The sequence below is a fragment of the Bradyrhizobium sp. USDA 4473 genome (assembly GCF_054063335.1).
Genome location: NZ_JBSSGE010000001.1, coordinates 6,732,751 through 6,757,129, shown reverse-complemented (window position 1 = coordinate 6,757,129; position 24,379 = coordinate 6,732,751). Strand labels below are relative to the sequence as shown.

The following is a 24,379-nucleotide window of genomic DNA, read 5'->3' as shown; positions in this document are numbered from 1 at the left end:
AGGGAATGGACATGGATCTGGGACTCAAGGGAGCAAAGGTTCTCGTTACCGGCAGCACCAAGGGCATCGGCAGAGCGATCGCCGACACGTTCGCGGCCGAGGGCGCCAATGTCGGCATCTGCGCGCGCAACCAGGCGGATGTCGAGGCAGCCGTCACCGCGCTCAAGGCCAAGGGTGTCGCTGCGTTCGGCGGTGCAGTCGACGTCTCCAACGGACCGGCGCTGAAGGCCTGGGTCGCCGATATGGCTGCAAAACTCGGCGGCATCGATGTCGTGGTCGCCAATGTCAGCGCGCTCTCGATCGGGCAGGACGAGGAGAGCTGGGAGAAGGAATTCTCCACCGACATGATGGGGACGGTGCGGCTCGTCAACGCCGCGATGCCCTATCTGGAGAAGAGCGCGGCGGCGGCGATCGTCACGATCTCCAGCGTGTCGGGACGCGAAGTCGATTTCGCCAGCGGTCCCTATGGCACCTTCAAGGCCGCGATCATCCACTACACCCAGGGCCTTGCCTATCAGCTCGCGGCCAAAGGCATCCGGGCCAATTCGGTGTCGCCGGGCAACACTTATTTCGAGGGCGGCGTCTGGAACATGATCAAGGACGGCAATCCCGAACTGTACAAGACCGCGCTGGCACTCAACCCGACCGGCCGCATGGGCACGCCGCAGGAGATGGCCAATGCCGCCGTGTTCCTCGCCAGCAAGGCGGCGAGCTTCATCACCGGGACGAACCTCGTCGTGGATGGCGCCTTGACGCGCGGCGTGCAGTTCTAGCTGGGGGCGACAGCGACATGTCAGCAGATCCATTGCACTACAAGTCGATCACCGAGATTTCCGGGCTGATCCAGCGCGGCGAGGCCAAGTCCTCGGAGATCACCGAGGCGATGCTGAGCCGGATCGCCAAATTGGACGGCCAGTTTCACGGCTACGCGCACGTCCTTGCCGAGCGGGCGATGGGGCAGGCGAAGCAGTGCGATGCGGAGATCGCCAGGGGCATCTGGCGCGGTCCGCTGCACGGCGTTCCGATCGGGCTGAAGGATCTCTGCTACACGACGTTCGCACCGACCGCAGGCGGCACCACGATCCACGCAAAATTCGTGCCGTCCTTCAACGCCACGATCGTGGATCGGCTCGAAGTCGCCGGGGCGGTGACGCTCGGCAAGCTCAAGATGACGGAAGGCGCCTATACCAGCCACCATCCGTCCGTTCAGGCACCGCTCAATCCGTGGAACGTGAACTATTGGGTGGGCTCGTCGTCGAGCGGGTCCGGTGTCGCGACATCGGCGGGTCTTTGCTACGGCTCGATCGGCAGCGACACGGGCGGCTCGATCCGGTTTCCGTCGGCGACCTGCGGCCTGACCGGCATCAAGCCGACCTGGGGCCGCGTCAGCCGGCACGGCGTCTTCCCGCTGGCGGACTCGCTCGATCACGTCGGGCCGATGTGCCGCAGCGCTGCGGATGCGGGAGCGATGCTCGGCGTCATTGCGGGCGCCGACTCCAACGATCCGACCGCGTTGCGGGCGCCGGTGCCGAACTATCTGGCCGGTATCGCCGACGGCATCAGGGGGCTGAGGATCGGCGTCGATCGCAGATATACCCAGGAGGGCATCGATCGGCAGGTTGTCGCCGCGCTCGTGCAAGCCGAGCGCACGCTCTCGGATCTCGGCGCCGAGATCCGAGAGATGCATTTTCCGCCCTATCAGAAGCTGGTCAGCCAGTGGATTGCGATGTGCTCGGTGGAGACGGCGGAAGCCCATCTCGACACCTACCCGGCGCGCAAGTCGGAATACGGGCCTGATCTCGCCCAGCTGATCGAGCAGGGCAGGGCGACCAGCGGCGTCGACATCGCCGCGATCCATCACGAGCGGCTGAAGTTCGCGGGCCAGCTCGCTGCGATGTTCGAGGACATCGATCTCCTCTTGATCCCGACCATGCCGGTACCGATCCCGACGCTCAGCAAGATGAGCGAATACGGCGCCGATCCGACCGTGCTCCTGAGCATCCTGCGCTTCACGGCGGTGTTCGACTTCTCGGGCAGCCCGACCATCACGTTGCCGATGGGCATGGCGTCCGACCGGATGCCGCTCAGCATGCAACTGGTCGGACCGCATCTCGCCGAGGACGTGCTGGTCCGCGCCGGGGCCGCATTCCAGTCGGTGACCGACTGGCACACGCGGCGGCCGCCGATCGAATAGCGCGCCGTCAGTCGGTTACGCCTTGCCGGAAAGTCTGGCCGCGATCGCGCGATAGCCGCGCATCCACATGTGATCGAGATCGAGGTCCATCGGCAGCGGCTGCGAGGAGACGCGCGCGATCACGGTCTCGTTGGCCGGATCGATGTGGATCCACTGGCCATGGATGCCGACCGCGGCAAACGGCGTTTCGCGCCGGTCGAGCGTGTACCATTTGTTGCGGTAATTGCCGTTCGGGAACACCTTGGTCAGGTCGCCGCGCGACCAGGCCTCGGCATTGCCGTTCTGCCTGATGTCATCGACCCACCAGCTGGGCACCACCTGTCGCCCGTTGCTGATGCCGTGATTGCGCATCATCTCGCCGAATCGGGCGAGGTCGCGCAGTGTCGCGCAGATGCCGCCGGCGACGCGCGCTGCGCCGCGTGAATCCACGCTGATGTAGGCGTCGTGCTCGGCGCCCATCGGCTGCCACAGATAGTGCGACAGGATCTTTGCATAGGACATGCCGCAGGCACGCTCATAGACCCAGCCGAGCACGTCGGTGTTGGTCGAGACGTAGTGGAAGGTCTGGCCATGCGGCGCGCCGTTTGGCCGCAGTGTGCGCAGATAGTCGCGCAGATTGCTCGGCGGGATGGTGGGATCCGGCAGCTCCCAGCCGGTCGAGCGCCGGTAATTCATGACGTCGCCGTCGCGCGCCATGTAATCCTCGTCGAAGCGGATGCCGACGCTCATGTCGAGCAGATGCCGCACCGTGCAGCTGCCGCCATAGACCGAGCCTTCCATCTCCGGGATGTAGCGCGTCACCGGCGCGTCGGGATCCAGCCTGCCGTGATCGGCCAGGATGCCGCCCAGCGTGCCGGCGACCGACTTGCTGACCGAGAAGATCAGGTGTGGCGCATCCGGCGCCAGGCCGTGGGCATACCATTCGAACGCGACCTGTCCGCGATGCGACACCACGATGCCGTCGGTGTGGCTGGTCCGCAGCGCCTCGCCGACGCCGATCTCCTCGCCGCGTGGGTCGGCGAAGCTGACGTCGTCGAGATAGCGCGGCGCAAACGACAGCGGCGCTGCCGCCGCGGCGCGCGTGATGTTCGCGGTCGGCAGCAGTTCGCGGACATTGCGGAATGCCCACTCGTTGAACGGATGTTGACGCCAGTTGGCGAGCGTGACTTGTTCGTCAGCCGCCGACGGGAAGGCGGCCATGATGCGACGCGAATTCATTCTTGATCCAGCGATGCCATTGGGAGACATGCGAAAGTTCCGCATGCGCCACGCCGCTCGCAATCAACCGGATGGTGGAGGGGGCCGTCGGGTTACCATGGCGTAACCGTTTCAGGATGCGCGCTTGGCCCGCAATTTGCTTGACTATGCCCTGCGGCTGCCCCAGCGTGACGGGCATGCGACGCGCAGACGTTCGCCATCGGGAAACATCGGGAGGTAGGTCATGATCGCGCTTCTGGGCCGACCGGATCCGGCAACTACGCAAGCCATTCAGTTCGCACGCGGAATTCTCGAGGGGTCGGCGACGGCGTTCTACGAGGTCGACGGCAACCTGACCCTCAACCGCTTCGTGCTCTCCAGCAACGTGCCGCCGAGTTTCCACGACCAGTATCTGGCCGGCATGAACCGACTCGATCCGTTGCATCCGCGCTCCGCCAGCAACCGGCCGATCGCGCGGCTGAGCGTGGCGCTCAACCAATGCGCGACCCAGGAGGCCGCGACCTACCGCGCCTTCGCCGGGCAATGCGGCGTCGCCGACATGATCGAGTTCTTCTTCCGCCGCAATGACCGGATCGTCGCCGGCATGAGCGTGCTGTGGGCGCCGGGTTGCACCATCCCCGACGGCAGCATGAACATCGCGGAGAAGATCCATGATTATCTCGAATTCAACCTGACCAGCCGGCTATCGTCGAATGCCGACGAGCCGGCGCGCTACGGCCTGACCTCGCGCGAGATGGAAGTCGTCGAGCTCTTGTGCTGCGGCCGCACCAACCGCGAGATCGGCGAGTGCCTGAACATCGGGCTGGCGACGGTGAAGACCCATCTGATCCACATCTTCGAGAAGCTCGGCGTCGAGACCCGCTCCGCCGTCGTGGCGATGATGTCGCGGCCGCATTGAGGGTGTGAGCTCACGGCTCTATCCACGCGTCGTCCCGGCCTAGTGCGCAATTGCGCACGGGGGCCGGGACCCATACTCCGCGGCCCGTGTTGTGAACGGGACTCGTCGTTCCAACTGCGCACAACAATCAGCATTTGTGGTTATGGGCCCCCTGAGTTCACAGGGACAACATCGAACGTGCCCGTCGATTAATTTTGCCGCAGGCCGTTCCCGATCCACCGTACGGTGGATTGCTGCCACCGCCTGCGCCAGCCGAGAGTCCCGCAAGGACCGGTGTCGTATTCGACAATGTTGGCGAGCGGCTGCCGCTCGCAGACATTGAAGGATTCGACATGCGTGATTTCATGGCCATCGGCCGCTCGGTGGCGGTTGCCGAGCGTGGCATGGCGGCAACCTCGCACCCGCAGGCGACGCTGGCCGCGGTCGAGATGCTGAAGGCTGGTGGCAATGCCGTCGATGCCGCGGTGGCGGCGGTCGCGGTGCAGGGCGTGGTCGAGCCGCAGATGACCGGCATCGGCGGCGACTGTTTTGCGCTCTATTCTCCTCACGCGGGCGAGCCGATTGCGCTGAACGGCTCGGGCCGCACGCCCGCCGGCACCGACGTCGAGAAATTTGCCGCAAGCGGCGCCCGCGACATTCCGCCGACCGCGCCCGAGGCGGTGACCGTGCCTGGCGCGATCGATGCCTGGTGCCGGCTGGTCGCCGATCACGGCAGCAAGTCGCTGGAAGAAATCTTCCGGCCGGCGATCGCGGCCGCCGAGCAGGGCTTTTGCGTGACGCCGCGCGTCGCCGAGGACTGGCGCCGCTTCCGGGCGCGGATCGAGATCGATGCCAACGCCGCGGCGCAGTTCCTTCCCGGCGGCAAGGCGCCCGAGGTCGGCGACATCCGCACCCAGCCTGCGCTCGGCCGCAGCCTGCGCCGGATCGCCCAGCACGGTCGCGAGGCATTCTACGCGGGCGAGGCCACCGACGAGATGGTTAGCATTCTGCGTGCCCTCGGCGGTGCCCACAGCAGCGAAGACTTCGCGGCGCAGAGGTCGGACTATGTGCGCCCGATCTCGGCGCGCTACCATGACCACGATGTGGTTGAATGTCCGCCGAACGGGCAGGGCTTGGCCGCGCTGATGATCCTGCGCACACTCGCCGGCTTCGACGTCGGCGCGCTGGCGCAAGCCGATCGCATCCATCTGCTCGCCGAAGCCACCAAGGCCGCCTACCGCGCACGCGACGCCTTTTTCTGCGATCCCGCGACCGGCACGGTCGATTCGCCGGCGTTCCTTGCCGAAGACTATATCGGGATGATCCGCAGCAAGATCGACATGAACCGGGCTTCCGCGCCCGCGGTCTGGGACGATATCGAACATCGCGACACGGTCTATGTCACGGTGGTCGATCGCGATCGCAACGCGGTCTCGCTGATCAACTCGCTGTTCTATCCGTTCGGCAGCGGTATCTACGCGCCGAAATCCGGCATCCTGCTGCATAACCGCGGCTGGAGCTTTCGCGCCAGGCCCGGACATCCGAATTCGCTCGGGCCGCGCAAGCGGCCGATGCACACGATCATCCCGGGCCTGCTGCGCAAGGACGGCAAGACCGTGATGTCATTCGGCGTGATGGGCGGCCATTACCAGGCCGCGGGCCACGCCAATCTGATCTCGAACATCTTCGACATGAAGATGGACGTCCAGGCCGCGGCCGAGGCGCCGCGCTCCTTCGCGTTCGACGGCGCACTGTCGCTGGAGACGACGATTTCGACGGATGTCCGCGACGAGCTGCGCGCCCGTGGCCACGATGCCCGCTTCTCCGAGGAACCGATCGGCGGCTGCCAGGCGATCCGCATCGACCATGCCCGCGGCGTCCTGTTCGGCGCTTCGGACCACCGCAAGGACGGTCTGGCGCTGGGATTCTGAGGTGCGTCACACAATTTCGGAATAATAGAACAATACCTCTGATTTGCCGGACATGTCAAGTCGCCATGTCGAGTGCCGGCACGCCGCCGGCTCCTTTGCATGGGGTTGTTTTCCAGGTTTTGGCAGTGCGCCCCCGCGGAGGCAGGCAATTCGCAATAGCCCTGCGCTTGCGGGGAGGTGGCGGAGCATCCACCGGACGGTGGATTGTTCCAAATGCCGACATGCCGAACCTTTGGCGTCACGCCGGTGTCGTGTGCGGTTCGGCCGCCGTGCACCGCACCGTGCGCGCCCCAGGCTTTCCCAATCGAGAAGTTGATCCGCATGACCAGGACATTCGCCGACACGGTCTTCCGCAACGGCCGGATCTACACGTCGAACCGGGCGCAGCCCTGGGCGAGCTGCGCGGCCGTCAAGGCCGGCCGGTTCATCGCCGTGGGCGAGCAGCGCGACGTCGCATCGCTGATCGGCGAGGGGACCGCGACGGTCGATCTCGGCGGCCGGATGGCGATGCCGGGGATCGTCGACATCCACAATCACATCATGATGGGCGGGCAGGCCGATCTCTACGAGCTGCGTTTCTCCAACGCCGACAGCATTCCAGGGATCGCCGAGACCCTGCACAAGGCGGCGTCGGCCGCCAAGCCCGGCGCCTGGATCGTCGGCGGGCAGTTCGGCAACAATCTGCTGAACGAGATGAACACCGCGGAGTCCTGCGCGCTGCTCGATGCGGCGTGTCTCGGACATCCCGTGGTGCTGCGCGACGACACCTATCACAACCGCTGGGCCAGCTCGGCGGCGCTGCGGCTGGCCGGTGTGCAGGCCGACAGCCCCGATCCGACCGACGGCGAGATCGGCCGCGACCTCAAGACCGGGACCTTGACCGGGATCATGATCGAGGCCGCCTCGGGCCTGGTCGAGCGCGCGCTCGCGGCCTCCGGTCACTACACCGCCGAGATGGACCGCGCGGCGGTGGGCCGCTCGATCTCGGTGCTGAATGCCTATGGCGTCACCGCCTTCATCGACGCCGCCAGCATGCAGCCGATCTTGGCGGCGCTGAAGGGGCTCGACGATCGTGGCGAGCTCACGGCCTGGGCGGTCTGCGCGATGCCGGTGGTCGAGCCCGGCTTCATGTTCGGCAAGTCCGGCGAGGAGCTGTTTGCGCTGCGCGAGGATTACCGCGGCGCGCATGTGAAGCCCGACTATGTGAAGGTGTTCCTCGACGGCGTGCCGGGCGCCAAGACCGCGGCCTTCCACGAGCCGTATGTCGCCGATCCCGTGCGCGGCTGCTGCTTCCGCGGCGCCACCATGTTGACCGTGCCGGACCTGATCCGCTGGCTCGGCCGCTGCGAGAAGCTCGGCCTTGCCGCCAAGATCCATTGCGCCGGCGATGCCGCGGTCACCCAGGCGCTCGACGCCGTCGATGTGGTGCGCAGCTTCAACGGCCCGACCCATCTGATCCACCAGATCGCGCATGCGAGCTATATCGCGCCCGACGACATCAAGCGTTTCGCCGAGCTCGGGGTCGCTGCCGATCTGTCGCCGATCATCTGGTACCCGACCGTCTTCCTCGAGGCGCACAAGGCCGCGATGGGCGAGGAGCGCGCGCAGCGCTTCTGGCCGAACCGGGATTTGAAGGAGGCCGGGGCGCTGATGGCCGGCGGCTCGGACTGGCCTGTCATCCCGATCCCCGATCCCTGGCAGGGCATCGAGGGCATGGTAACGAGGCAGAATCCCACCGGCGATTTTCCCGGCAAGTCGCTATGGGCCGAGCAGGCGCTCGACCTCAAAACCGTGATCGACATCTACACCATCGACGCCGCGCGTGCGGCCGGGCTCGGCCAGACGATCGGCTCGATCGAGGTCGGCAAATCGGCCGATTTGATCGTGCTCGACCAGATGATCTTCGACATTCCGCCGGATCAACTCGCCGATACGCGGGTCGAGATGACCTTCTTCGAGGGCCGCAAGGTCTACGAGCGGAGCGCGTGATGGCAGCGGTGCATCAGATCCCGGTCATGGTGCTGACCGGCTTCCTTGGCAGCGGCAAGACCACGGTGCTGAACCATCTGCTGCGCCAGAAGGAGCTCAATGGCGTCGTCGCCATCATCAATGAGTTCGGCGAGGTGGCGCTGGATCATCTCCTGGTCGAGAGCAGCGAGGATCGCCTGGCGCTGCTCGACAATGGCTGCATCTGCTGCTCGGTGCGCGAGGATCTGATCGAGACGCTGGCCGACCTCGCGTCGCGCCGGGCTGATGGCACGATCCCGCCGTTCCACCGCGTGCTGGTTGAGACCACCGGGCTCGCCGACCCCGTGCCCGTGCTGCACACGCTGATGACGGCACCCGATGTGGTCGGCCGCTACCGGATCGACGGCGTGGTCGCGACCGTCGATGCCGTCAACGGCGCGCATACGCTCAAGGCGCATGGCGAAGCCGTCCGGCAGATCGCGGTGGCCGACCGGCTGCTGGTAACCAAGACCGATCTTGCCGCCGACGATGCGCTGGCGCGGCTCGACGCGCAGCTTGCGGCGATCAATCCGGTCGCAACGCGTGCGCATGTGCGGAACGGGATCATCGATCCAGCGAAGATTCTCGATGCCGGACTGTTCGATCCGTCGTCCCGCTCGGCCGACGTCGTCAACTGGTTCAATCTGGCGGCGCAGGCGGCGAACGCACCGCACGATCGCGCCGATCACCATTGCCATGGCGAGGATTGCGGGCATCACAGCCACCACACGCACGATGCAGGCGTGTCGTCCTTCAGCCTTGTGATCGACGAGCCGATCCAGCGCGAGGCGTTCATGCACTGGCTCGACTATGTCGCAGCCCTCAAGGGTGAAGACCTGCTGCGTTTCAAGGCAATCGTGCATGTCGCCGAGCAGCCCGATGCGCCAATGGTGGTGCATGGCGTGCAGCACGTGTTTCATCCGCCGATCACGCTTGCCGGCTGGCCGTCGGCGGACCGGCGCTCGCGGCTGGTCTTCATCGTGCGCGGCATCCCGCGCCAGATCATCGAGAACACCTTGTGCAAATTTGCCGCGGTGAGCCGCAACGCGATTCAACGCTCGGCGGCGTAGGTCCGTGATCGGATAGTTTCATTATTGGTTGTGGAGGGAGAGGGACATGACTGAGACGAAGAACGGCAAGGGAGCTGGTTCGTTCAACCGGCGCACGCTGCTGAAGGCCGCCGGTATCACCGGCCTCGCATCGGCGACCAACGTGCCGCTGGTTAACATCGCGAGGGCTGCCGGCAATACGATCAAGATCGGCTGGGTCGGCTGCCTCTCCGGCGTCCGCGCACCTTTCGCCGAGCCCGACACCTGGATCCATGAACGCGTCAAGGCGCGGCTGAAGGACGGCCTGAAGATCGGCGGCAAGACCTGGCAGGTCGAGTTTGTTTTCAAGGACAATCAGTCCGATCCCAACCGCTCGTCGGTGGTTGCGAGCGAACTGGTGCTGCGGGAGAAATGCGACCTGATCCTTATCGAGGACGGCGACGCCCAGGCACCCGTGCAGGAGCTCGCCGACGCCCGGGGCATTCCCTCGATCTCGACCATGGTACCGTGGCAGGGCTGGATGTTTCCGCGCAAGTCGACGCCCGACAAGGGTTTTCCCTACAGCTATCATTTCTTCTGGGGCGCCGATGACGTCGTGAAGAATTTCCTCGGCATGTGGCAGTCGGTCGATACCAACAAGAAGGTCGGCACGCTCTACATCGACAATCCCGCCGGCCAGGCGTTCTCCGACCCGAAGGTCGGTCTGCCCGGCGGCATCACGGCGGCGGGCTATCAGGAATTCTCCGCCGGCAAATTCCAGATCGCGACCGACGATTTCACCAATCAGGTGTCGTCGTTCAAGAACAGCGGCGTCGACATCGTCTCCGGCTTCACGTACGGCAATCATTGGGTGACACTGTGGAATCAGGCGGCGCAGGCTGGCTTCAAGCCGCAGATCTGCACGGTGGCGGCAGCGTTCCTGTTTCCGAGTGCGGTGAACGCGCTCGGCGATCGCGGCGACGGCATGTCCACCGAAGTGTGGTGGACGCCGGCCTATCCGTTCAAATCCTCGCTGACCGGGCAGAGCGCGGCTGAACTAGCTGCCGAATGGGAGAAGACGACCGGCAAGCAATGGACCCAACCGATCGGTTACGCGCATGCGTTGTGGGAGGTTGCGCTCGCCGCATTGCAGAACAGCGACCCAAAGGACAAGAATTCGCTGCGCGATGCCATCGCGGGTCTCGATATGGAGACGGTGGTCGGGCCGGTGAAGTTCAAGGGAACGCCGATCAAGAACGTCGCGGTGACCTCGCTGTCGGGCGGGCAGTGGCGCAAGACCAAGGGCGGCAAGTCGAAATACGAACTGCTGATCGTGCACAACGGCACCGCGCCGTTCATCCCGAAGCAGGCCGATCTTCAGCTGCTCTCCAAGCTGGCCTGAGATGGCACCGCTTCTGCGCGTCAGCGGGCTTTGCAAGCGCTTCGGCGAGATCGTTGTCGCCGACAATGTTGGCTTCGCTCTGGCGCGCGGCGAATGCCTCGGCGTGATCGGTCCGAACGGCGCCGGCAAGAGCTCGCTGCTCAACCTGATCGTCGGCCTGCTCAAGACCGACGGCGGGTCGATCATGCTCGACGGCGCTGAGATATCAGAGCTGCCGCCGCATCGCCGAGCGCGGATGGGGCTCGGGCGCGCGTTCCAGATTCCGCAGCCGTTCCCGCATCTCTCGGTCTACGAGAACGCGCTGGTCGCGGCGTCCTACGGTGCCGGCCTGTATGGCGAGGCGGCATCGGACTGGACCATGGAGGTGTTGCAGCGGACCGGGCTTGACGCCAAGGCCGACAAGCTCGCCGGCGCCCTGCCGCTGATCGACCGCAAGCGGCTGGAATTCGCCAAGGCGCTGGCGTCGAAGCCGAAGTTGATCCTGCTCGACGAGATCGCCGCCGGGCTGACCGAGCCTGAGGTCGAGCGCCTCGTCGCGATCATCCAGTCGGTGAAGGCAGACCATACGATGATCTGGATCGAGCACATTCCCCACGCGCTGCGCGCGGTGTCGGACCGCATCCTGGTGCTCGATTTCGGCCGCAAGGTGCTGGAGGGGCCGCCCGCTGAGGTCATGGACAGCGCCGTGGTGCGCGAGATCTACATGGGATTGAAGGCCGATGGCGTTGCTTGATGTGAACGGCCTGCAGATCTTCTACGGCGATCTGCAAGCTGTGTTCGACATGAACTTTACCGTCGCCGACGGCGAGGCGGTGGCGCTGGTCGGCGCCAACGGCGCCGGCAAGTCGACGTTCCTGAAGGCGCTGGTCGGGCTCAACGAGGAGCGGCAGGGGGCGGTGCATTTCGATGGCATCGACATCTTGCAGATGCCGGCCGAGGACGTCTCGCGGCTCGGCCTCATCATGGTGCCCGAGGGCCGCCTGCTGTTTGATTCACTGACCATCGAGGAGAACCTGCTGATGGGCAGCGTCAATCGGCGCAAGGGAAGCTGGACCTTGCGGCGGGTGTTCGAGCTGTTTCCGATTCTCGAAGAGCGTCGCCGGATGTTTCCGGGCCAACTCTCGGGCGGTCAGCAGCAGATGGCGGCGATCGGCCGCGCGCTGATGTCGAACCCGCGGCTCTTGCTGTGCGACGAGATCTCGCTCGGGCTTGCGCCGGTCGTGGTCGAGCAGATCTATCGCTCCTTTGCCGATATCCGCCGCGAGGGCACTGCCGTCGTGCTGGTCGAGCAGGACGTCAAGCGCGCGCTCGCGACCTCTGAACGAATTTATTGCCTGTTGAAGGGGCGGGTGTCGCTGACCGGCTCGGCGCAAGGAATGCAGCCGGAGCAGCTGACCCACGCCTATTTCGGTAACTAGCCAGGATTGGCAACGAACATGATCTGGGTTGAGACATTGATCAACGGGGCTCTGCTAGGCGGGCTCTATGGCCTGCTCGGCATCGGGCTCGCGCTGGTGTTCGGCGTGATGCGCGTCGTCAACATCGCCCATGGCGAGTTCATGGTGCTGAGCGCATTCTGCGCCGTGCTGCTCTCCAACCTGTTTCCGCAGGTCTCGCCGCTGTTGATGCTGATCCCGGTGATCGCACTGTCCTTTGCGGTCGGCTGGCTGTACCAGGCGCTCATCGTCAACCGCGTCGTGACCTCACCCGATCCGCTGTCGCCGTTGCTTTTGACCTTCGGCGTCTCGGTGATCCTGCGCAACGTGATGGTCGAGATCTTCGGCGCCGACGTGCGCAGCCTCCAGGTCGGCGAGCTGTCGCGGGCCAGCCTCGAGGTTGCCGGCCTCAACATCGGCATCATGCCGCTGCTCACGCTGGTACTCGCTGCATTGCTGTTCATGGCGCTGCAGCTCGTGCTGCGCCATACCGAGTTCGGTCGGATCGTGCGCGCCACCGCCGACCGCCGCGACATCGTAAGGCTGTCCGGGGTCAAGCCTGACCGGGTCTACAACTATGTGATGGGCCTGTCGCTGGCGCTCGGCGCGATCGGCGGCGTGCTGCTTGCGGTGCGCTCGAGCTTCACGCCGTTCTCGGGTGCCGAGCGGCTCCTGATCGCCTTTGAGGTCGTCGTGCTCGGCGGGCTCGGCTCGTTCTGGGGCGCACTGCTCGGCGGCATCGCGCTCGGCATGGCGCAACTGATCGGGCTGAAGATCGATCCGAATGCCGGGCTGCTCTATGCGCACCTCCTGTTCTTCATCATGCTGCTGATCCGCCCGTCGGGTCTCGTGTCGAGCAGGGTGTGACGCCGATGCCGACACGGACAATTCTTTTGGCCTCTGCCATCGTGCTGGTTGCGATCATCGCCGGCGCGCCCTTCGTGCTCAACGAAGGCGTGCTGCGGCTCGCGACCGAATGCCTGCTGCTACTGACGATGGCGCAGATGTGGAACCTGCTGGCGGGCTATGCCGGGCTGGTCTCGCTCGGCCACCAAGTCTTCATCGCCTTCGGCGCCTATGCGCTGTTCCTGACCTCCGGCTGGCTCGAGGTCACCCCGATCTGGGTGCTGCCGGTGGCGCCGCTGGTGGCCGCAGCCGTCGCGGCCATCATCGCGTTTCCGCTGTTTCGGCTGCGCGACGCCTATTTCTCGATCGCGATGTGGGTGTTCGCCGAGATCATCGGCGCCTTCACGATGAAGTCGCAGGCGGTCGGCGGCACCTCCGGCGTGCCGCTCGCCACTAGCAAGCTGATCGATTTCGACTGGTTTGAGCCGACGATGTTCTGGCTCGCCGGCGGCCTGACTCTCGTCACCATCGCCGCGCTGTACAAGATGATGACCTCGAGTTTCGGGCTCGGCTTGATGAGCGTGCGCGACAATGATCTTGCGGCGATGAGCGTCGGCGTCGATGTCCGCCACAACCGCTTCATCGCCTTCGTGCTGTCGGCGGCGGGATGCGGGCTTGCCGGTGCGCTCAGCTTCATGGGCAATCTGTTCATCGCGCCGCTGGCGGCGTTCGACGTCAACTGGTCGGTCTACATGATGTTCATCGTGATCATCGGCGGCATCGGCACGCTCGAAGGCCCGATCCTCGGCGTCATCATCTTCTTCGGCCTGCGCGAGCTGATGACCGGGCCGCTCGGCCTGTCCGGCGGGTGGTATCTGGTCGGGCTCGGCGTCATCGCCGTCGTCGTGATGATCGTGGCGCCCCGCGGCCTCTGGCCGGCGTTGCGCGATCGCCTCGGCGTGCGGCTGCTCGATGTCCACCGTGCCGCGCCGCGGCCGGCCGCAGCCGCGATCCTGCCGGCCACGTCAGAACGGGTTACCGGATGAGGCAGGCCTTCACGCCGTCACCATTGCTTGTATTCTGACTGTTCTGGCTTTGAGTGGAGGGCGTGATGGCTCTGGTATTTCGGCATGGCGGATGGGCATTGGCGGGTCTGATCGTGGCGACATTGACGGTGCCGACGGCCGCGCAGGCCGAGCGCAGGATGTGGCCGTAGGCGGCCGCGATGCACCCGATGGATGGGCTCACCACCGACGAGATCCGCTCCGTCTCCGATATCCTCCGCGGCGCCGGCAAGCTCGACGATGCGACGCGGGTCGTGTCCATGACGGTCGAGGAGGATCCCAAGGACGAAGTGCGGGCGTGGAAGCCCGGACAACCGTTCACGCGGCGCGCCACTGCGACGCTGCTAAGCGGCGGGCATCTCTACGAGGCGCATATCGACCTCGCTGCGCGCAGTCTCATCGGCTGGGAGGAGATCAGGGATCATGAGGCGGCGCTGACCATCGACGAGCTGATGTCCGCCGGTGATCTGCCGAAGCAGGACCCGCGCTGGATCGCCGCGATGGCCAAGCGCGGCATCACCGATTTCAAGAACGTGCTGTGCCTTCCGCTGACGGTCGGGCCGATGACGGATCCGACGCTGAAAGGCCGCCGCCTGCTCAACGTGCCCTGCGTCGACACGTCAGGCGCCGCCAACAATCTGTGGGGCAAGCCGATCGAGAACCTGTTCGCCCAGGTCGATCTCAAGAGCAGGACGGTGCTGTCGGTGACCGATCTCGGCGTGGTGCCGCCACCGCCGCAGACGCCCTCGCACGCCTATGCCGACTCCGGCAAATACCGCAAGCCGCCGAAGCCGATCGAGATCATGGCGCCCGAGGGCAGCAATGTGAAGGTGGAGGGCGGCCAGGTCCGCTGGGACAATTGGTCGTTCCATGTCCGCCTCGAGCCGCGCGTCGGCGCGGTGCTGTCGCTGATCCGCTACGACGACCACGGCAGCTTCCGCGACATCGCCTATCAGATCTCGGCGAGCGAGATGTTCGTGCCCTATATGGATCCGACGCCGACCTGGTCGTTTCGCGCCTATATGGATATCGGCGAGTACGGCTTCGGCGTGCTGTCCAGCGAATTGCAGCGCGGCGTGGATTGCCCAGAAGGCGCACATTACCTCGATCTGACGATCTCGGACACCAAGGGCAATCCGGTCGTCTCGAAGGGCGCGGTCTGCATCTTCGAGCGCCCGACCGGCGATCCGATTTGGCGCCACAGCGAACTGCTCAACAACACCGCCGAGGTGCGGCCGAACAATGAGCTGGTGGTGCGGATGGCGCCGGTGGTCGGCAATTACGACTATCTGGTCGACTACGTGTTCGACCGCGCCGGCAACATCGACGTCAAGCTCGGCGCCTACGGCATCGACGCCACCAAGGGCGTGGCGAGCAAGACACTGAGCGACCCGACCGCCGCGCAGGATACTGCCTACGGCACACTGGTCGACGAAGGACTGCTGGCGGTCAACCACGATCACTACATGACGTTCCGGATCGACATGGACGTCGACGGCACCGCGAACCGCCTGGTCGAGGACCGCTTCAATGTCCGCCGGCTGGAGCAGGGCCAGCGCAAGAGCCTGTGGCAGGTCGACACCAGGCCGGTTCCGACCGAAGGGCCGATCACGACGCCGCTGAACGCGGCGCAGTTCAGGATCGAGAGCGCGGGCAGGACCAACAAACACGGCTACCGCACCAGCTACCAGATCATGCCCGGCCATTCCGACGTCTCGGTGCTCGCCAAGGACGATCCGATCCAGTTGCGTGCCGGCTTCAGCGCCTACACGCTATGGACCTCGGCCTATGCCCGTGACGAGCGCTATGCCGCGGGCATGTACCCGAATGGAAACCCTGAGGTCGACGGCCTGCCGAAATGGACCGCGGCGAAGCGGCCGATCGAGGATCGCGATCTCGTGCTGTGGTACACGGTCGGCTTCCGCCACGTGCCGCGCGCCGAGGATTGGCCTGTCATGCCCGGCCTGTGGCACGGCTTCCGGCTGCGGCCGTTCAATTTCTTCGATCGCAATCCCGCGCTCGACGTCCCGCCGATGGTGAACGCCCGGGATACGAAATGAAGGCCCGCATGTATCGCATCGGCGCCCTGCTGGCGTTGCTGGCGACAGCCCCAGCCGCGCTCGGCGCAGCGGCCGAAGCCGGCACCAACGATGCGTCCTTGCTCTATTTGAGCAGCGACGACTGGGACCGACAACCCGCGCCGCGCAAGGTCGCGCTCGCGGCCGACTTCATGCGGATCTTCTGCACGGTTCAGACGATGTCGGCCGCGTCGCTGGCCGACTGCCTCGATCGCGACAAGGCCGATGGCGCGGTGTTCGAGCGCGCCATAGCCTGCGTCAGCGCACTGTCAGCCGGCCGCTGAAAGGCCGGCGTCGATTCCTTCGGCGATCCGTTTCACGTCCGCCGTGGTGAGGATCAGCGGCGGGGACAGGATGAGGTTGTTGCCGGAGACCCGCAGCATCACGCCCGCCTCGTAGGCGGCGTCGGCGACCTTGGCCATCGTCTTCTTGTCGGCTGACTTCTTGCTGTCGCGATCGGCGACCAGCTCGAGCGCAGCCATCAGGCCCTTGCCCCTGACATCGCCGACCAGCGCATGCTTCGCCTTGAGCGCGGCCAGCGCCTGCGCAAGGTCCTTGCCGCGCGCAGCGGCGTTCTCGTCGAGCCTGAGGCGGCGGGTCTCGGCGAGCGCCGCCAGGCCGGCGGCGCAGCCGACCGGATGGCCCGAATAGGTGTAGCCATGGCCGATCGAGCCGAATGTCGTGGTGTCGGCCTCGAAGGCCTCGGCGACGGCTTCGCCGATCAGCATCGCGCCGAGCGGGAAGTAGCCCGAGGTGATCGCCTTGGCCATCGTCATCATGTCGGGCTTCACGCCCCACAGCCGCGAGCCCGACCATGCGCCGGTGCGTCCGAAGCCGGTGACCACCTCGTCGGCGATCATCAGGATGCCGTGACGGTCGCAGATCTCACGCGCCAGCTTCATGAAGTTGTCCGGCGGCACGATCACGCCGCCCGCACCTAACACCGGTTCCATGATGAAGGCCGCGATGGTGTCGGCGCCCTGAAACGCGATCTCCTCTTCCATCGCCGCCGCGCAGAGCTGCGCGAGCTTTGCGGGATCGGTCTCGTTGAAGGGATTGCGGTAGCTCGACGGCGCCGGGATATGGAACACGCCGGGCAGCATCGGCTCATAGTTGCGCCGGAAGTTGGCGTTGCCGTTGACGGAGGCGCCGCCGAAATGAGTACCGTGATAGCCCTTCTTCAGTGCCAGGAACTTGGTGCGATCGGCCTGGCCCTTGATCTTCCAGTATTGCCGCGCCAGCCGCAGCGCGGTCTCGACCGAGTCCGATCCGCCCGAGGTGAAGAAGGCGCGCACCATGCCTTCCGGCTTGAACCACTCGGTGAGCTCGTAGGCGAGCTCGATCGAGGGACCGCTGGAGGTGCCGCGGAAGCCTGAATAATACGGCAGCGCGCTGAGCTGGTCTGATATCGCCTGCTTGATCGGATCGCAGCTGTAGCCGAGATTGACGTTCCACAAGCCGCCGACCGCATCGATCACGGTCTTGCCGTCGATGTCGGTGACTTCGACGCCTTCGCCCTTCATCACGATCCGCGGCGGCTGCGCCCGCATCTCGGCAGGATGGGCCATCGGGTGCCAGATCGGCTTGGCGTTGTTCTCAACCAGAAAGTTTCTGTCGCGCATGATCGCCTCTGTTACTCGAACTGCAGCCCGAAATGCCGCAGCGCCTCGCCGTAGGACGCGGCCGGGTTGCGCACATCAAACAGCACCGTGCGCATGTTGCGCGCAACGGCGCCTGCGATGTTGCGGCGCTGGTCGTCGACGAAGACGCAATTGTCTGCCTCGAGCGCCAGTTCGTCCAGCACGCTTTGGTAGGCGCGGGGGTCTGGTTTCAGGATCCCGGTATGAGTCGCGTCGACGATGGTCTCGAAGCGCTCCAGGATGGACAGGCGGTTGCGGAAATCGGCGCCGTAGAACAGGTCGAGCTCGTTCGACAGGATGGCGAGCCGGAGCCCGGCATCGGCGGCGAGCTCGATCGCGCGCACCGCCTCGGGGCGGATCACGGTATCGGGATCGGCACCGCGCGCCCGTTTCACGAAAGTTTCCATGTCGCGCCAGTCTTCGCCGAGCATGCGGCCGACCTCGCGGCTGCGCGTCAGCCAGTAGTCGCGCTCCGAAATCTCGCCGCGCTGCATCGACGCCCATAGCGGGTCGCTGTCGGGCGCGAACGGTCCGAGCCATTTCAGCGTGCACGGGGCAAGCCCGAGCGTGCGCTCGGTCAGGTCATGGGTCTCGAACAGCGTCTTCGAGATCACGCCGCCGAAGTCGAGCACCAGCGCCTGGGCGTGCGGCCTTGTCATGCGGCAGCCGTCGCCCGGCCGGGGCGGACAACGCCGGCCGCGACCCAGCGGTCGAAGATGCCGAGCACTGTTTCGTTGAATGCGGCGCTGTTGATGTGATCCTTGATCTCGTGCAGCTCGACCGGGGGCTGAATCGCCGCGCGCATCGCATCCACAAAAGCGGCGAGGGCATCGGGATCGTGCAGCGCCTCGCCCTCGCGGTCCCATTGCTGGATGCCGCCGGCCGGCAGCACGAAGGCCACCGGTGCGGTGGCGCTGGATAACTTCTCGGCAATCGCGCGGGCGATGCGCTTCCGATCGGCGGCCCCAGAGGTCGCCGACGCGAGCAGCCGGTTATGCGCGTGGAACGGGCGATCCGACAGCTCCTTGGGAACGCCGAGCCAAGCCGGGAAGTCGACCATGTCGATCGCGCCGGGCGCGACGATCTGCGGAATGCCGGCACGGCCCGCATTCTTCAGCCTGTCGGCGCCGGAGTTGACCACCGAGCCGGTGAGCTGGTTGGCGACTTCCTGCAAGGAGAGATCCAGCACCGCCGCGAAGCCACCCTGAGCTGCGATCGATTCCATCGCGCGGCCGCCCATGCCTGTCGTGTGGAAGACGACGACCTCATAGCCGCGCCGTTCGAGCTGCGGCTTCAGCTCGACCATGTAGCGCAGGCAGCTCTTGCCGAGCGAGGTGATCGCGACCACCGGCCGGTCCAGGCTGGGCTTGATCGCGCTCTTCGCGGCGCCGACGATCGCGCCGCAGGCTTGCGACAGTACGGCCGTGCAGGTGCCGTTGAGGCCGTAGAGCCCGCCGGCCCACAGAATCATCATCAGGTCAGCGGCGACGCGCTCGGGCGGAATCAAATGCGAGAACGCGACGGTCGAGACGATCAGCTTGGGCAGGCCGAGCGGCAGCGCCTGCGCGACGTCGAGCGCAAGATCGGTTCCCATCGTGCCGCCGATCGCGATCATGCCGTCGATGGCATCACGCGCGGCGAGCTCGCGCGCTAGATTGGTGGCGCCGATCGCCATCAGCGACATCGCGGAATTCTCGTCGCCGCTGGATGCTATCGCCGCGATCGTGGTCTGCGCGGCGGCGGCCACCGCATGCTTGTCATGTGTGGGCTGATAGGGCGGATCACCGAGCACGCTGATGTCCATCATGATCGTGCGGCCGCCGGCGCGCGCGATGCACTCGCTCATGAACAGCAGTTCGTCGGCCTTGGTGTCTCCCGTTCCGATCAGGAGAATGCGGGGCTCTGTCATCTCAGGCATGACCTTCGGCTCGCCGGCGGCGTGAGGGATGTGGACGAGTTGGTTTGCACCCAGCGTGCGGGAGCGTTCGGCCATCGTGCGATCACGCTATGGGGACGCTCGCTGCGGTGACATCCACCTATCGGTTGATTGCTGCCAAAGCCTTGATTTGGCGAGGATTGCAACATGCCAGCGATCCCGGTCGGGAGTCGCGTTCGCCACCGTCACAATGATCCCGCATGCAGCAAGCCCAGATCGATCAACACCGCTCGGCTGCCATTCCGGCCCAGCAGCTCTTCATTGGCGGACGGCCTGCCCAGGCGGTCGGCGAGGCGCGGCTTGACGTCGTGTCGCCGATCGACGGCCAGCTGCTGACGAGCATCGCCGACGGCGATGCGGCCGATATCGGCGCCGCGGTGAGGCATGCGCGGCAGGCGTTCGAGCAGGGCAGCTGGTCGCGCGCGGTCCCGACGCAGCGCAAGAAGGTGCTGCTGCGGTTCGCCGAGTTGATCGAGCGGCACGCCCTCGAGATCGCGGTGCTCGGCGTGCGCGACAACGGCACCGAGATCGGCATGGCCTACAAGGCCGAACCGCTGTCGGCGGCCGGCACGATCCGCTACTACGCCGAGGCGATCGACAAGGTGTATGGCGAGATCGCACCAACCTCAGGCGACGTGCTCGGGCTGGTGCATCGCGAGCCGCTCGGTGTCGTCGGTGTGATCGTGCCGTGGAATTTTCCGCTGATGATCGGAGCGTGGAAGATCGGTCCGGCGCTCGCCGCCGGAAATTCGGTCGTGGTCAAGCCGCCGGAGCTTGCATCGCTCACGCTGCTGCGGCTTGCCGAGCTCGCGACCGAGGCGGGGTTGCCGGATGGCGTGCTCAACGTCGTCACCGGCCGCGGCGCATCGGCCGGCGAGGCGCTTGCGCTGCATATGGATGTCGACGCGCTCGCCTTCACCGGCTCGGGCGCGATCGGGCGGCGGCTGCTGGAATGTTCGGCGCGGTCGAACCTGAAACGCGTGCATCTCGAGCTTGGCGGCAAGTCGCCCAATATCGTGTTCGCCGATGTGCCCGACATCAAGCATGCGGCCAAGGTCTCCGCGAACGGCATCTTCCGGAATTCGGGCCAGGTCTGCGTCGCCGGCTCGCGGCTGCTCGTGCAGTCGCAGGTCTACGATCGCTTCATGGCTGAGCTGCTTGAGGCCACCGCCAGGCTTCGCGTCGGCGATCCCCTCGAATTGACGTCTGATATCGGTGCCGTCGCCAGCAAGGTGCAGTTGCGCAAGAATCTCGACGCTGTTGTCCGCGCGGAAGCGCAGGGCGCGAAGCGGCTGGTTGGCGGCGAGCAGATCCGCGCCGACAGCGGCGGCAACTTCATGGCGCCGGCGATCCTCACCGAGGTGACGCCGGCGATGGAGGTGTGGCGCGAGGAGGTGTTCGGCCCGGTGCTGTCGGTCACGCGGTTCGACAGCGAAGAGAATGCTGTCGCGCTTGCCAATGCGACGCCCTATGGACTTGCGTCCGCAGTGTGGACCGGAAACCTTTCGACGGCGCATCGCATGGTGCGCGCCATCAGGGCCGGCGTTGTGCACGTCAACGCCTATGGCGGCGCCGACATCACGGTGCCGCTCGGCGGCTTCAAGCAATCCGGCTTCGGACGCGACAAGTCGCTGCACGCGCTCGACGCCTATACCGACCTCAAGACCGCCTGGATCGCGCTATGACATCTGCAACTGCCGAACGCTCAGGCGTTCTGAACCGATTGCTCGATGCCGAGCAGGAGCGTTTTCGCGCGCTGCATCCGCGATCGGACGCGGCGTGGCAAGACGGCAGGCAGCACTATCTTTATGGCGGTCCGTCGCACTGGATGCGACGCTGGGCCGGCGGCTTCCCGGTCTATGTCGAGGAGGCGCAGGGCGCGCATATCAGGGACATCGACGGGCGCGACTACATCGATTTCTGTCTCGGCGACACCGGGGGCATGTGCGGGCACGCGCCCGAGGCGGTGACGGAGGCGGCACTCAATCAGCTCAAGCGCGGCGCGACCATGATGCTGCCGACGGAGGACAGCATCTGGGTCGGCGCCGAATTGTCGCGCCGCTTCGGTCCGAAATACTGGACACTGACGACGTCGGCGACCGACGCCAACCGCGCCGCGATCCGTATCTCGCGCATGATCACCGGCCGGCGCAAGGTGCTGGTGTTCTCCGGCTGCTATCATGGCGGTGTCGAGGAGGCGCATGTCGAGATCCGCGACGGCCGGGTCGGGCTGCGCAACATGATCCATCCCAACGGCATCGATCATGACGCGGTGAGCCGGGTGGTCGAGTTCAACGATGTCGCGGGCCTCGAGGCGGCGCTGGCGCATGGCGACGTCGCCTGCGTGCTGACCGAGCCGTTGATGACGAATTTTGGCATGATCCCGGTCGATCCCGGATTTCACGAAGCGTTGCGCGACCTGACCCGCCGGAGCGGCACCGTGCTGATCATCGACGAGACCCACACACTGTCCTGCGGGCCGGGCGGTTACAGCCAGGCGTATGGCCTCGAGTCCGACATTCTTGTCGCCGGCAAGGCGATCGCGGGCGGCATCCCCGCCGGCGTGTTCGGCCTCAGCCAGGAGATCGCCGAGCGGCTCTGGAAGCTCGTGCCTCACGTCAATCCGCGCGTGCGGCAGTCCGCACATCTCGGCTTCGGCGGTACGCTGGCCGGCAATGCGCTGACGCTCGCGACCATGCGCGCGGTGCTGGAGAAGGTGCTGACGTCTGCAAATTATGAGCGGATGATCGGGACCGCGACCTGGCTCGCACAGGACGCGCGCCGGTTGATCGAAGCGGCCGGTCTGCCCTGGCATGTCACGCAGATCGGCGCGCGCGCCGAGATCATGTTCATGCCGCATCCGCCGCGCAGCGGTGCCGATGTCATTGCCGGCCGGCAACCCGATCTCGAGACCTTGCTGCATGCGTTCTACATGAACGAGGGCATCCTGGTTACGCCATTTCACACCATGTTGCTGATGTGTCCGGCGACCTCGGCGCGCGACGTCGACAAGCATACGGCGGTGTTCGCGCAATTCATTGATTTGCTGCGCGACGCGGGAGCAATCTGATGCAACCGCCTCCGTTTAATCTTGATGGCCGGGTCGCCATCGTCACGGGTGGAGGCCGCGGGATCGGCGCCGCGATTGTCACGCGATTCGCGCAGGCGGGCGCGACCGTTGTGATCGCCAACCGGACGCTCGATGTGGCCGAAGCGCTGGCGCGCGAGCTGGCGGCCGATGGACGTGCGGCGCATTGCGCTCCGTTCGATCGACTCGATCGCAGCAGCTTGCGCGCCATGATTGATGGTGTCGCCGCCAAATTCGGTCGTCTCGACATCGTCGTGCACAATGCCGGCGGCTGTCCGTGGGCCTCGCTGGATGAACTCGACGAAGCAAAACTCGACGAGACGCTGGCGCTGAATCTCAACGCCAGCATCTGGCTCGCCCAGGCCGCCAGTCCGCATATGCGCGCCAACAAGTTCGGGCGGATCCTCGTGACGTCGTCGGTGTCGGCGCGCGTCGCGATGGGCGGCGGCGCGCATTACTCGGCGGCCAAGGCAGGCGTCAACGCGTTCATCCGCGGCGCCGCCTTCGAGCTGGCGCGCGACGGCATCACGGTCAATGGCGTCGAGGCCGGCTTCATCGAGAAACCCGGCCGCGGCAGCATGAGCGCGCCGGAGAACAAGGCCAAGCTCGAACGCTTCATTCCGATGGGACAGATGGGCCGGGCCGACGACATCGCCTGCGCGATGCTCTACCTCGCTTCCGTTGAAGCCAGATACGTCACCGGGCAGACCATCGTGGTCGACGGCGGTTCGACCTTGCCCGAAACCGGATTTGCCGTCGAACGGCAGTGGGGAGTCTGATGCCGCGGCTGGAAGGAAAGACGGCGCTGGTGACCGGCGCGGCCACCGGGATCGGCCGGGCCACGGCCGTGCTGCTGGCGTGGAGCGGCGCGCGCGTCGTGCTGTTCGGCCTCGGCGACGCCGAGCTTCAGGCCGCGGCGGCCGAGTGCGGCGGGCAGGCGATCCATGGCGACGTCACGCGTCCGGATGACGTTGCCAAGGCCGTCACTGCCTCCGGCGCGTGGCTCGACATTGTCGTCAACGCGGCGGGTTTGATCGTGCCGGATCAGCCCGCAAACGTCTCCGACGAGGTCTGGGCCAAAACGCTCGATGTCAACCTCACCGGGACGATGCGCGTCTGTCGCGCTGCGCTCCCGTTGCTCCGGCAGCGCGGCGGCGCGATCGTCAACATCGCGTCCGTTGCCGCGTTCAATGCCAGCCCGGATAGTGCAAGCTACGCCGCGAGCAAGGCGGCCGTCGTCGCCTATACGCGTTCGCTGGCCTACGCGCATGGCGCCGACGGCATCCGCGCCAACGCGGTCGCGCCCGGCTGGGTGCGGACGCCGATGAGCGCCCATGAGATGCGGTTGCTCGCGGAGCAGAACGGCACCACGGCCGAGACCGAGTTTCGCGCTGTCGAACGGCGGATCGCCTTGGGGCGGATGGCCGATCCCGCCGAGATCGCGGCATGCTGCCTGTTCCTGGCGTCCGACGAGGCGTCCTTTGTCACCGGAGCAGTGCTGGTCGCCGATGGCGGCGGCCGCTCGCCGACACAGAATCGCGCGGTCTAGAACAGTCGATTCGCGTCCAAGTGTTGCGGCCGGCACCTTGATCAGGGCCGGCGGATTTGGCACTCTCGCGCCATCACGTCATTCG

The 24,379-nt window shown here is 65.9% G+C and carries 22 protein-coding genes; 17 read left to right on the top strand and 5 right to left on the bottom strand.

Features of this window, described 5'->3' with window-relative positions; translation table 11 throughout:
• The first annotated feature begins 11 nt into the window (after positions 1-11).
• Both ACVW17_RS31980 and ACVW17_RS31975 read left to right on the top strand, forming a co-directional pair.
• Positions 12-773, top strand: a complete 762-nt coding sequence (locus ACVW17_RS31980; RefSeq protein ID WP_456755584.1) for an SDR family NAD(P)-dependent oxidoreductase — start codon at positions 12-14, stop codon at positions 771-773.
• 17 nt (positions 774-790) lie between these two features.
• On the top strand, positions 791-2,194 hold the full coding sequence (locus tag ACVW17_RS31975) for an amidase (protein ID WP_456755583.1): 1,404 nt from the start codon (positions 791-793) through the stop codon (positions 2,192-2,194).
• A 15-nt stretch (positions 2,195-2,209) separates the two neighbouring features.
• Here the strand turns inward: ACVW17_RS31975 and ACVW17_RS31970 are convergent, their stop codons facing one another.
• Positions 2,210-3,412 carry a serine hydrolase domain-containing protein gene (locus tag ACVW17_RS31970; protein WP_456755582.1) on the bottom strand — a complete coding sequence of 401 codons (1,203 nt, stop codon included), beginning with the start codon at positions 3,410-3,412 and terminating at the stop codon, positions 2,210-2,212.
• Positions 3,369-3,590: a hypothetical protein gene (locus ACVW17_RS31965; RefSeq protein ID WP_456755581.1), complete on the bottom strand. Its 222-nt coding sequence runs from the start codon at positions 3,588-3,590 to the stop codon at positions 3,369-3,371. Before ACVW17_RS31965 ends, ACVW17_RS31970 begins: the two co-directional genes overlap by 44 nt.
• A gap of 45 nt (positions 3,591-3,635) precedes the next feature.
• On the opposite strand from ACVW17_RS31965, the gene ACVW17_RS31960 reads away from it, so the two are divergent.
• From ACVW17_RS31960 to ACVW17_RS31910, 11 genes are all read left to right on the top strand, one after another.
• Positions 3,636-4,310, top strand: a complete 675-nt coding sequence (locus tag ACVW17_RS31960) for a helix-turn-helix transcriptional regulator (protein ID WP_212023088.1) — start codon at positions 3,636-3,638, stop codon at positions 4,308-4,310.
• A gap of 332 nt (positions 4,311-4,642) precedes the next feature.
• The gene (locus tag ACVW17_RS31955; RefSeq protein ID WP_456755580.1) at positions 4,643-6,220 is read left to right on the top strand and encodes a gamma-glutamyltransferase family protein; all 1,578 of its coding nucleotides are present in this window, start codon (positions 4,643-4,645) and stop codon (positions 6,218-6,220) included.
• A gap of 321 nt (positions 6,221-6,541) precedes the next feature.
• Positions 6,542-8,209, top strand: a complete 1,668-nt coding sequence (locus ACVW17_RS31950) for an amidohydrolase (protein WP_456798285.1) — start codon at positions 6,542-6,544, stop codon at positions 8,207-8,209.
• Entirely contained in the window at positions 8,209-9,297 is a 1,089-nt protein-coding gene (locus ACVW17_RS31945) for a CobW family GTP-binding protein (RefSeq protein WP_456798284.1), read from the top strand. The genes ACVW17_RS31950 and ACVW17_RS31945 overlap by 1 nt, the downstream gene beginning before the upstream one ends.
• Positions 9,298-9,343: 46 nt before the next feature.
• Entirely contained in the window at positions 9,344-10,657 is a 1,314-nt protein-coding gene (locus ACVW17_RS31940; RefSeq protein ID WP_456798283.1) for an ABC transporter substrate-binding protein, read from the top strand.
• A gap of 1 nt (position 10,658) precedes the next feature.
• Positions 10,659-11,390, top strand: coding sequence for an ABC transporter ATP-binding protein (locus tag ACVW17_RS31935; protein ID WP_456798282.1), 732 nt, complete (start codon positions 10,659-10,661; stop codon positions 11,388-11,390).
• Positions 11,377-12,075 (top strand): ABC transporter ATP-binding protein, encoded by a 699-nt coding sequence (locus ACVW17_RS31930; protein ID WP_456755575.1) that lies wholly within the window; start codon positions 11,377-11,379, stop codon positions 12,073-12,075. The genes ACVW17_RS31935 and ACVW17_RS31930 overlap by 14 nt, the downstream gene beginning before the upstream one ends.
• Before the next feature lie 18 nt (positions 12,076-12,093).
• On the top strand, positions 12,094-12,960 hold the full coding sequence (locus tag ACVW17_RS31925; RefSeq protein ID WP_229182581.1) for a branched-chain amino acid ABC transporter permease: 867 nt from the start codon (positions 12,094-12,096) through the stop codon (positions 12,958-12,960).
• A 26-nt stretch (positions 12,961-12,986) separates the two neighbouring features.
• Entirely contained in the window at positions 12,987-13,985 is a 999-nt protein-coding gene (locus ACVW17_RS31920) for a branched-chain amino acid ABC transporter permease (protein ID WP_456755574.1), read from the top strand.
• A gap of 179 nt (positions 13,986-14,164) precedes the next feature.
• On the top strand, positions 14,165-16,063 hold the full coding sequence (locus tag ACVW17_RS31915; RefSeq protein WP_456798281.1) for a copper amine oxidase: 1,899 nt from the start codon (positions 14,165-14,167) through the stop codon (positions 16,061-16,063).
• A complete protein-coding gene (locus ACVW17_RS31910) occupies positions 16,060-16,365 on the top strand; it encodes a hypothetical protein (RefSeq protein ID WP_456755572.1) in 306 nt (101 codons plus the stop codon). The genes ACVW17_RS31915 and ACVW17_RS31910 overlap by 4 nt, the downstream gene beginning before the upstream one ends.
• Here ACVW17_RS31910 and ACVW17_RS31905 read toward each other — a convergent pair.
• From ACVW17_RS31905 to ACVW17_RS31895, 3 genes are read right to left on the bottom strand one after another with little or no spacing between them, the layout of a single operon-like run.
• Positions 16,351-17,703 (bottom strand): aminotransferase class III-fold pyridoxal phosphate-dependent enzyme, encoded by a 1,353-nt coding sequence (locus ACVW17_RS31905; protein ID WP_456755571.1) that lies wholly within the window; start codon positions 17,701-17,703, stop codon positions 16,351-16,353. The genes ACVW17_RS31910 and ACVW17_RS31905 overlap by 15 nt on opposite strands.
• Before the next feature lie 11 nt (positions 17,704-17,714).
• Positions 17,715-18,380 (bottom strand): HAD family hydrolase, encoded by a 666-nt coding sequence (locus tag ACVW17_RS31900; protein ID WP_456755570.1) that lies wholly within the window; start codon positions 18,378-18,380, stop codon positions 17,715-17,717.
• On the bottom strand, positions 18,377-19,639 hold the full coding sequence (locus ACVW17_RS31895; RefSeq protein WP_456755569.1) for a Tm-1-like ATP-binding domain-containing protein: 1,263 nt from the start codon (positions 19,637-19,639) through the stop codon (positions 18,377-18,379). Before ACVW17_RS31895 ends, ACVW17_RS31900 begins: the two co-directional genes overlap by 4 nt.
• A gap of 218 nt (positions 19,640-19,857) precedes the next feature.
• Here ACVW17_RS31895 and ACVW17_RS31890 point away from each other — a divergent pair, with 218 nt between their 5' ends.
• The 4 genes from ACVW17_RS31890 to ACVW17_RS31875 are packed head-to-tail and all read left to right on the top strand — an operon-like array spanning position 19,858 to position 24,294.
• Positions 19,858-21,342, top strand: coding sequence for an aldehyde dehydrogenase (locus tag ACVW17_RS31890; RefSeq protein ID WP_456755568.1), 1,485 nt, complete (start codon positions 19,858-19,860; stop codon positions 21,340-21,342).
• Entirely contained in the window at positions 21,339-22,727 is a 1,389-nt protein-coding gene (locus ACVW17_RS31885; protein WP_456755567.1) for a transaminase, read from the top strand. Before ACVW17_RS31890 ends, ACVW17_RS31885 begins: the two co-directional genes overlap by 4 nt.
• Entirely contained in the window at positions 22,727-23,524 is a 798-nt protein-coding gene (locus tag ACVW17_RS31880) for an SDR family oxidoreductase (protein ID WP_456755566.1), read from the top strand. Before ACVW17_RS31885 ends, ACVW17_RS31880 begins: the two co-directional genes overlap by 1 nt.
• Positions 23,524-24,294, top strand: coding sequence for an SDR family NAD(P)-dependent oxidoreductase (locus tag ACVW17_RS31875; RefSeq protein WP_456755565.1), 771 nt, complete (start codon positions 23,524-23,526; stop codon positions 24,292-24,294). Before ACVW17_RS31880 ends, ACVW17_RS31875 begins: the two co-directional genes overlap by 1 nt.
• Positions 24,295-24,379 lie beyond the last annotated feature (85 nt).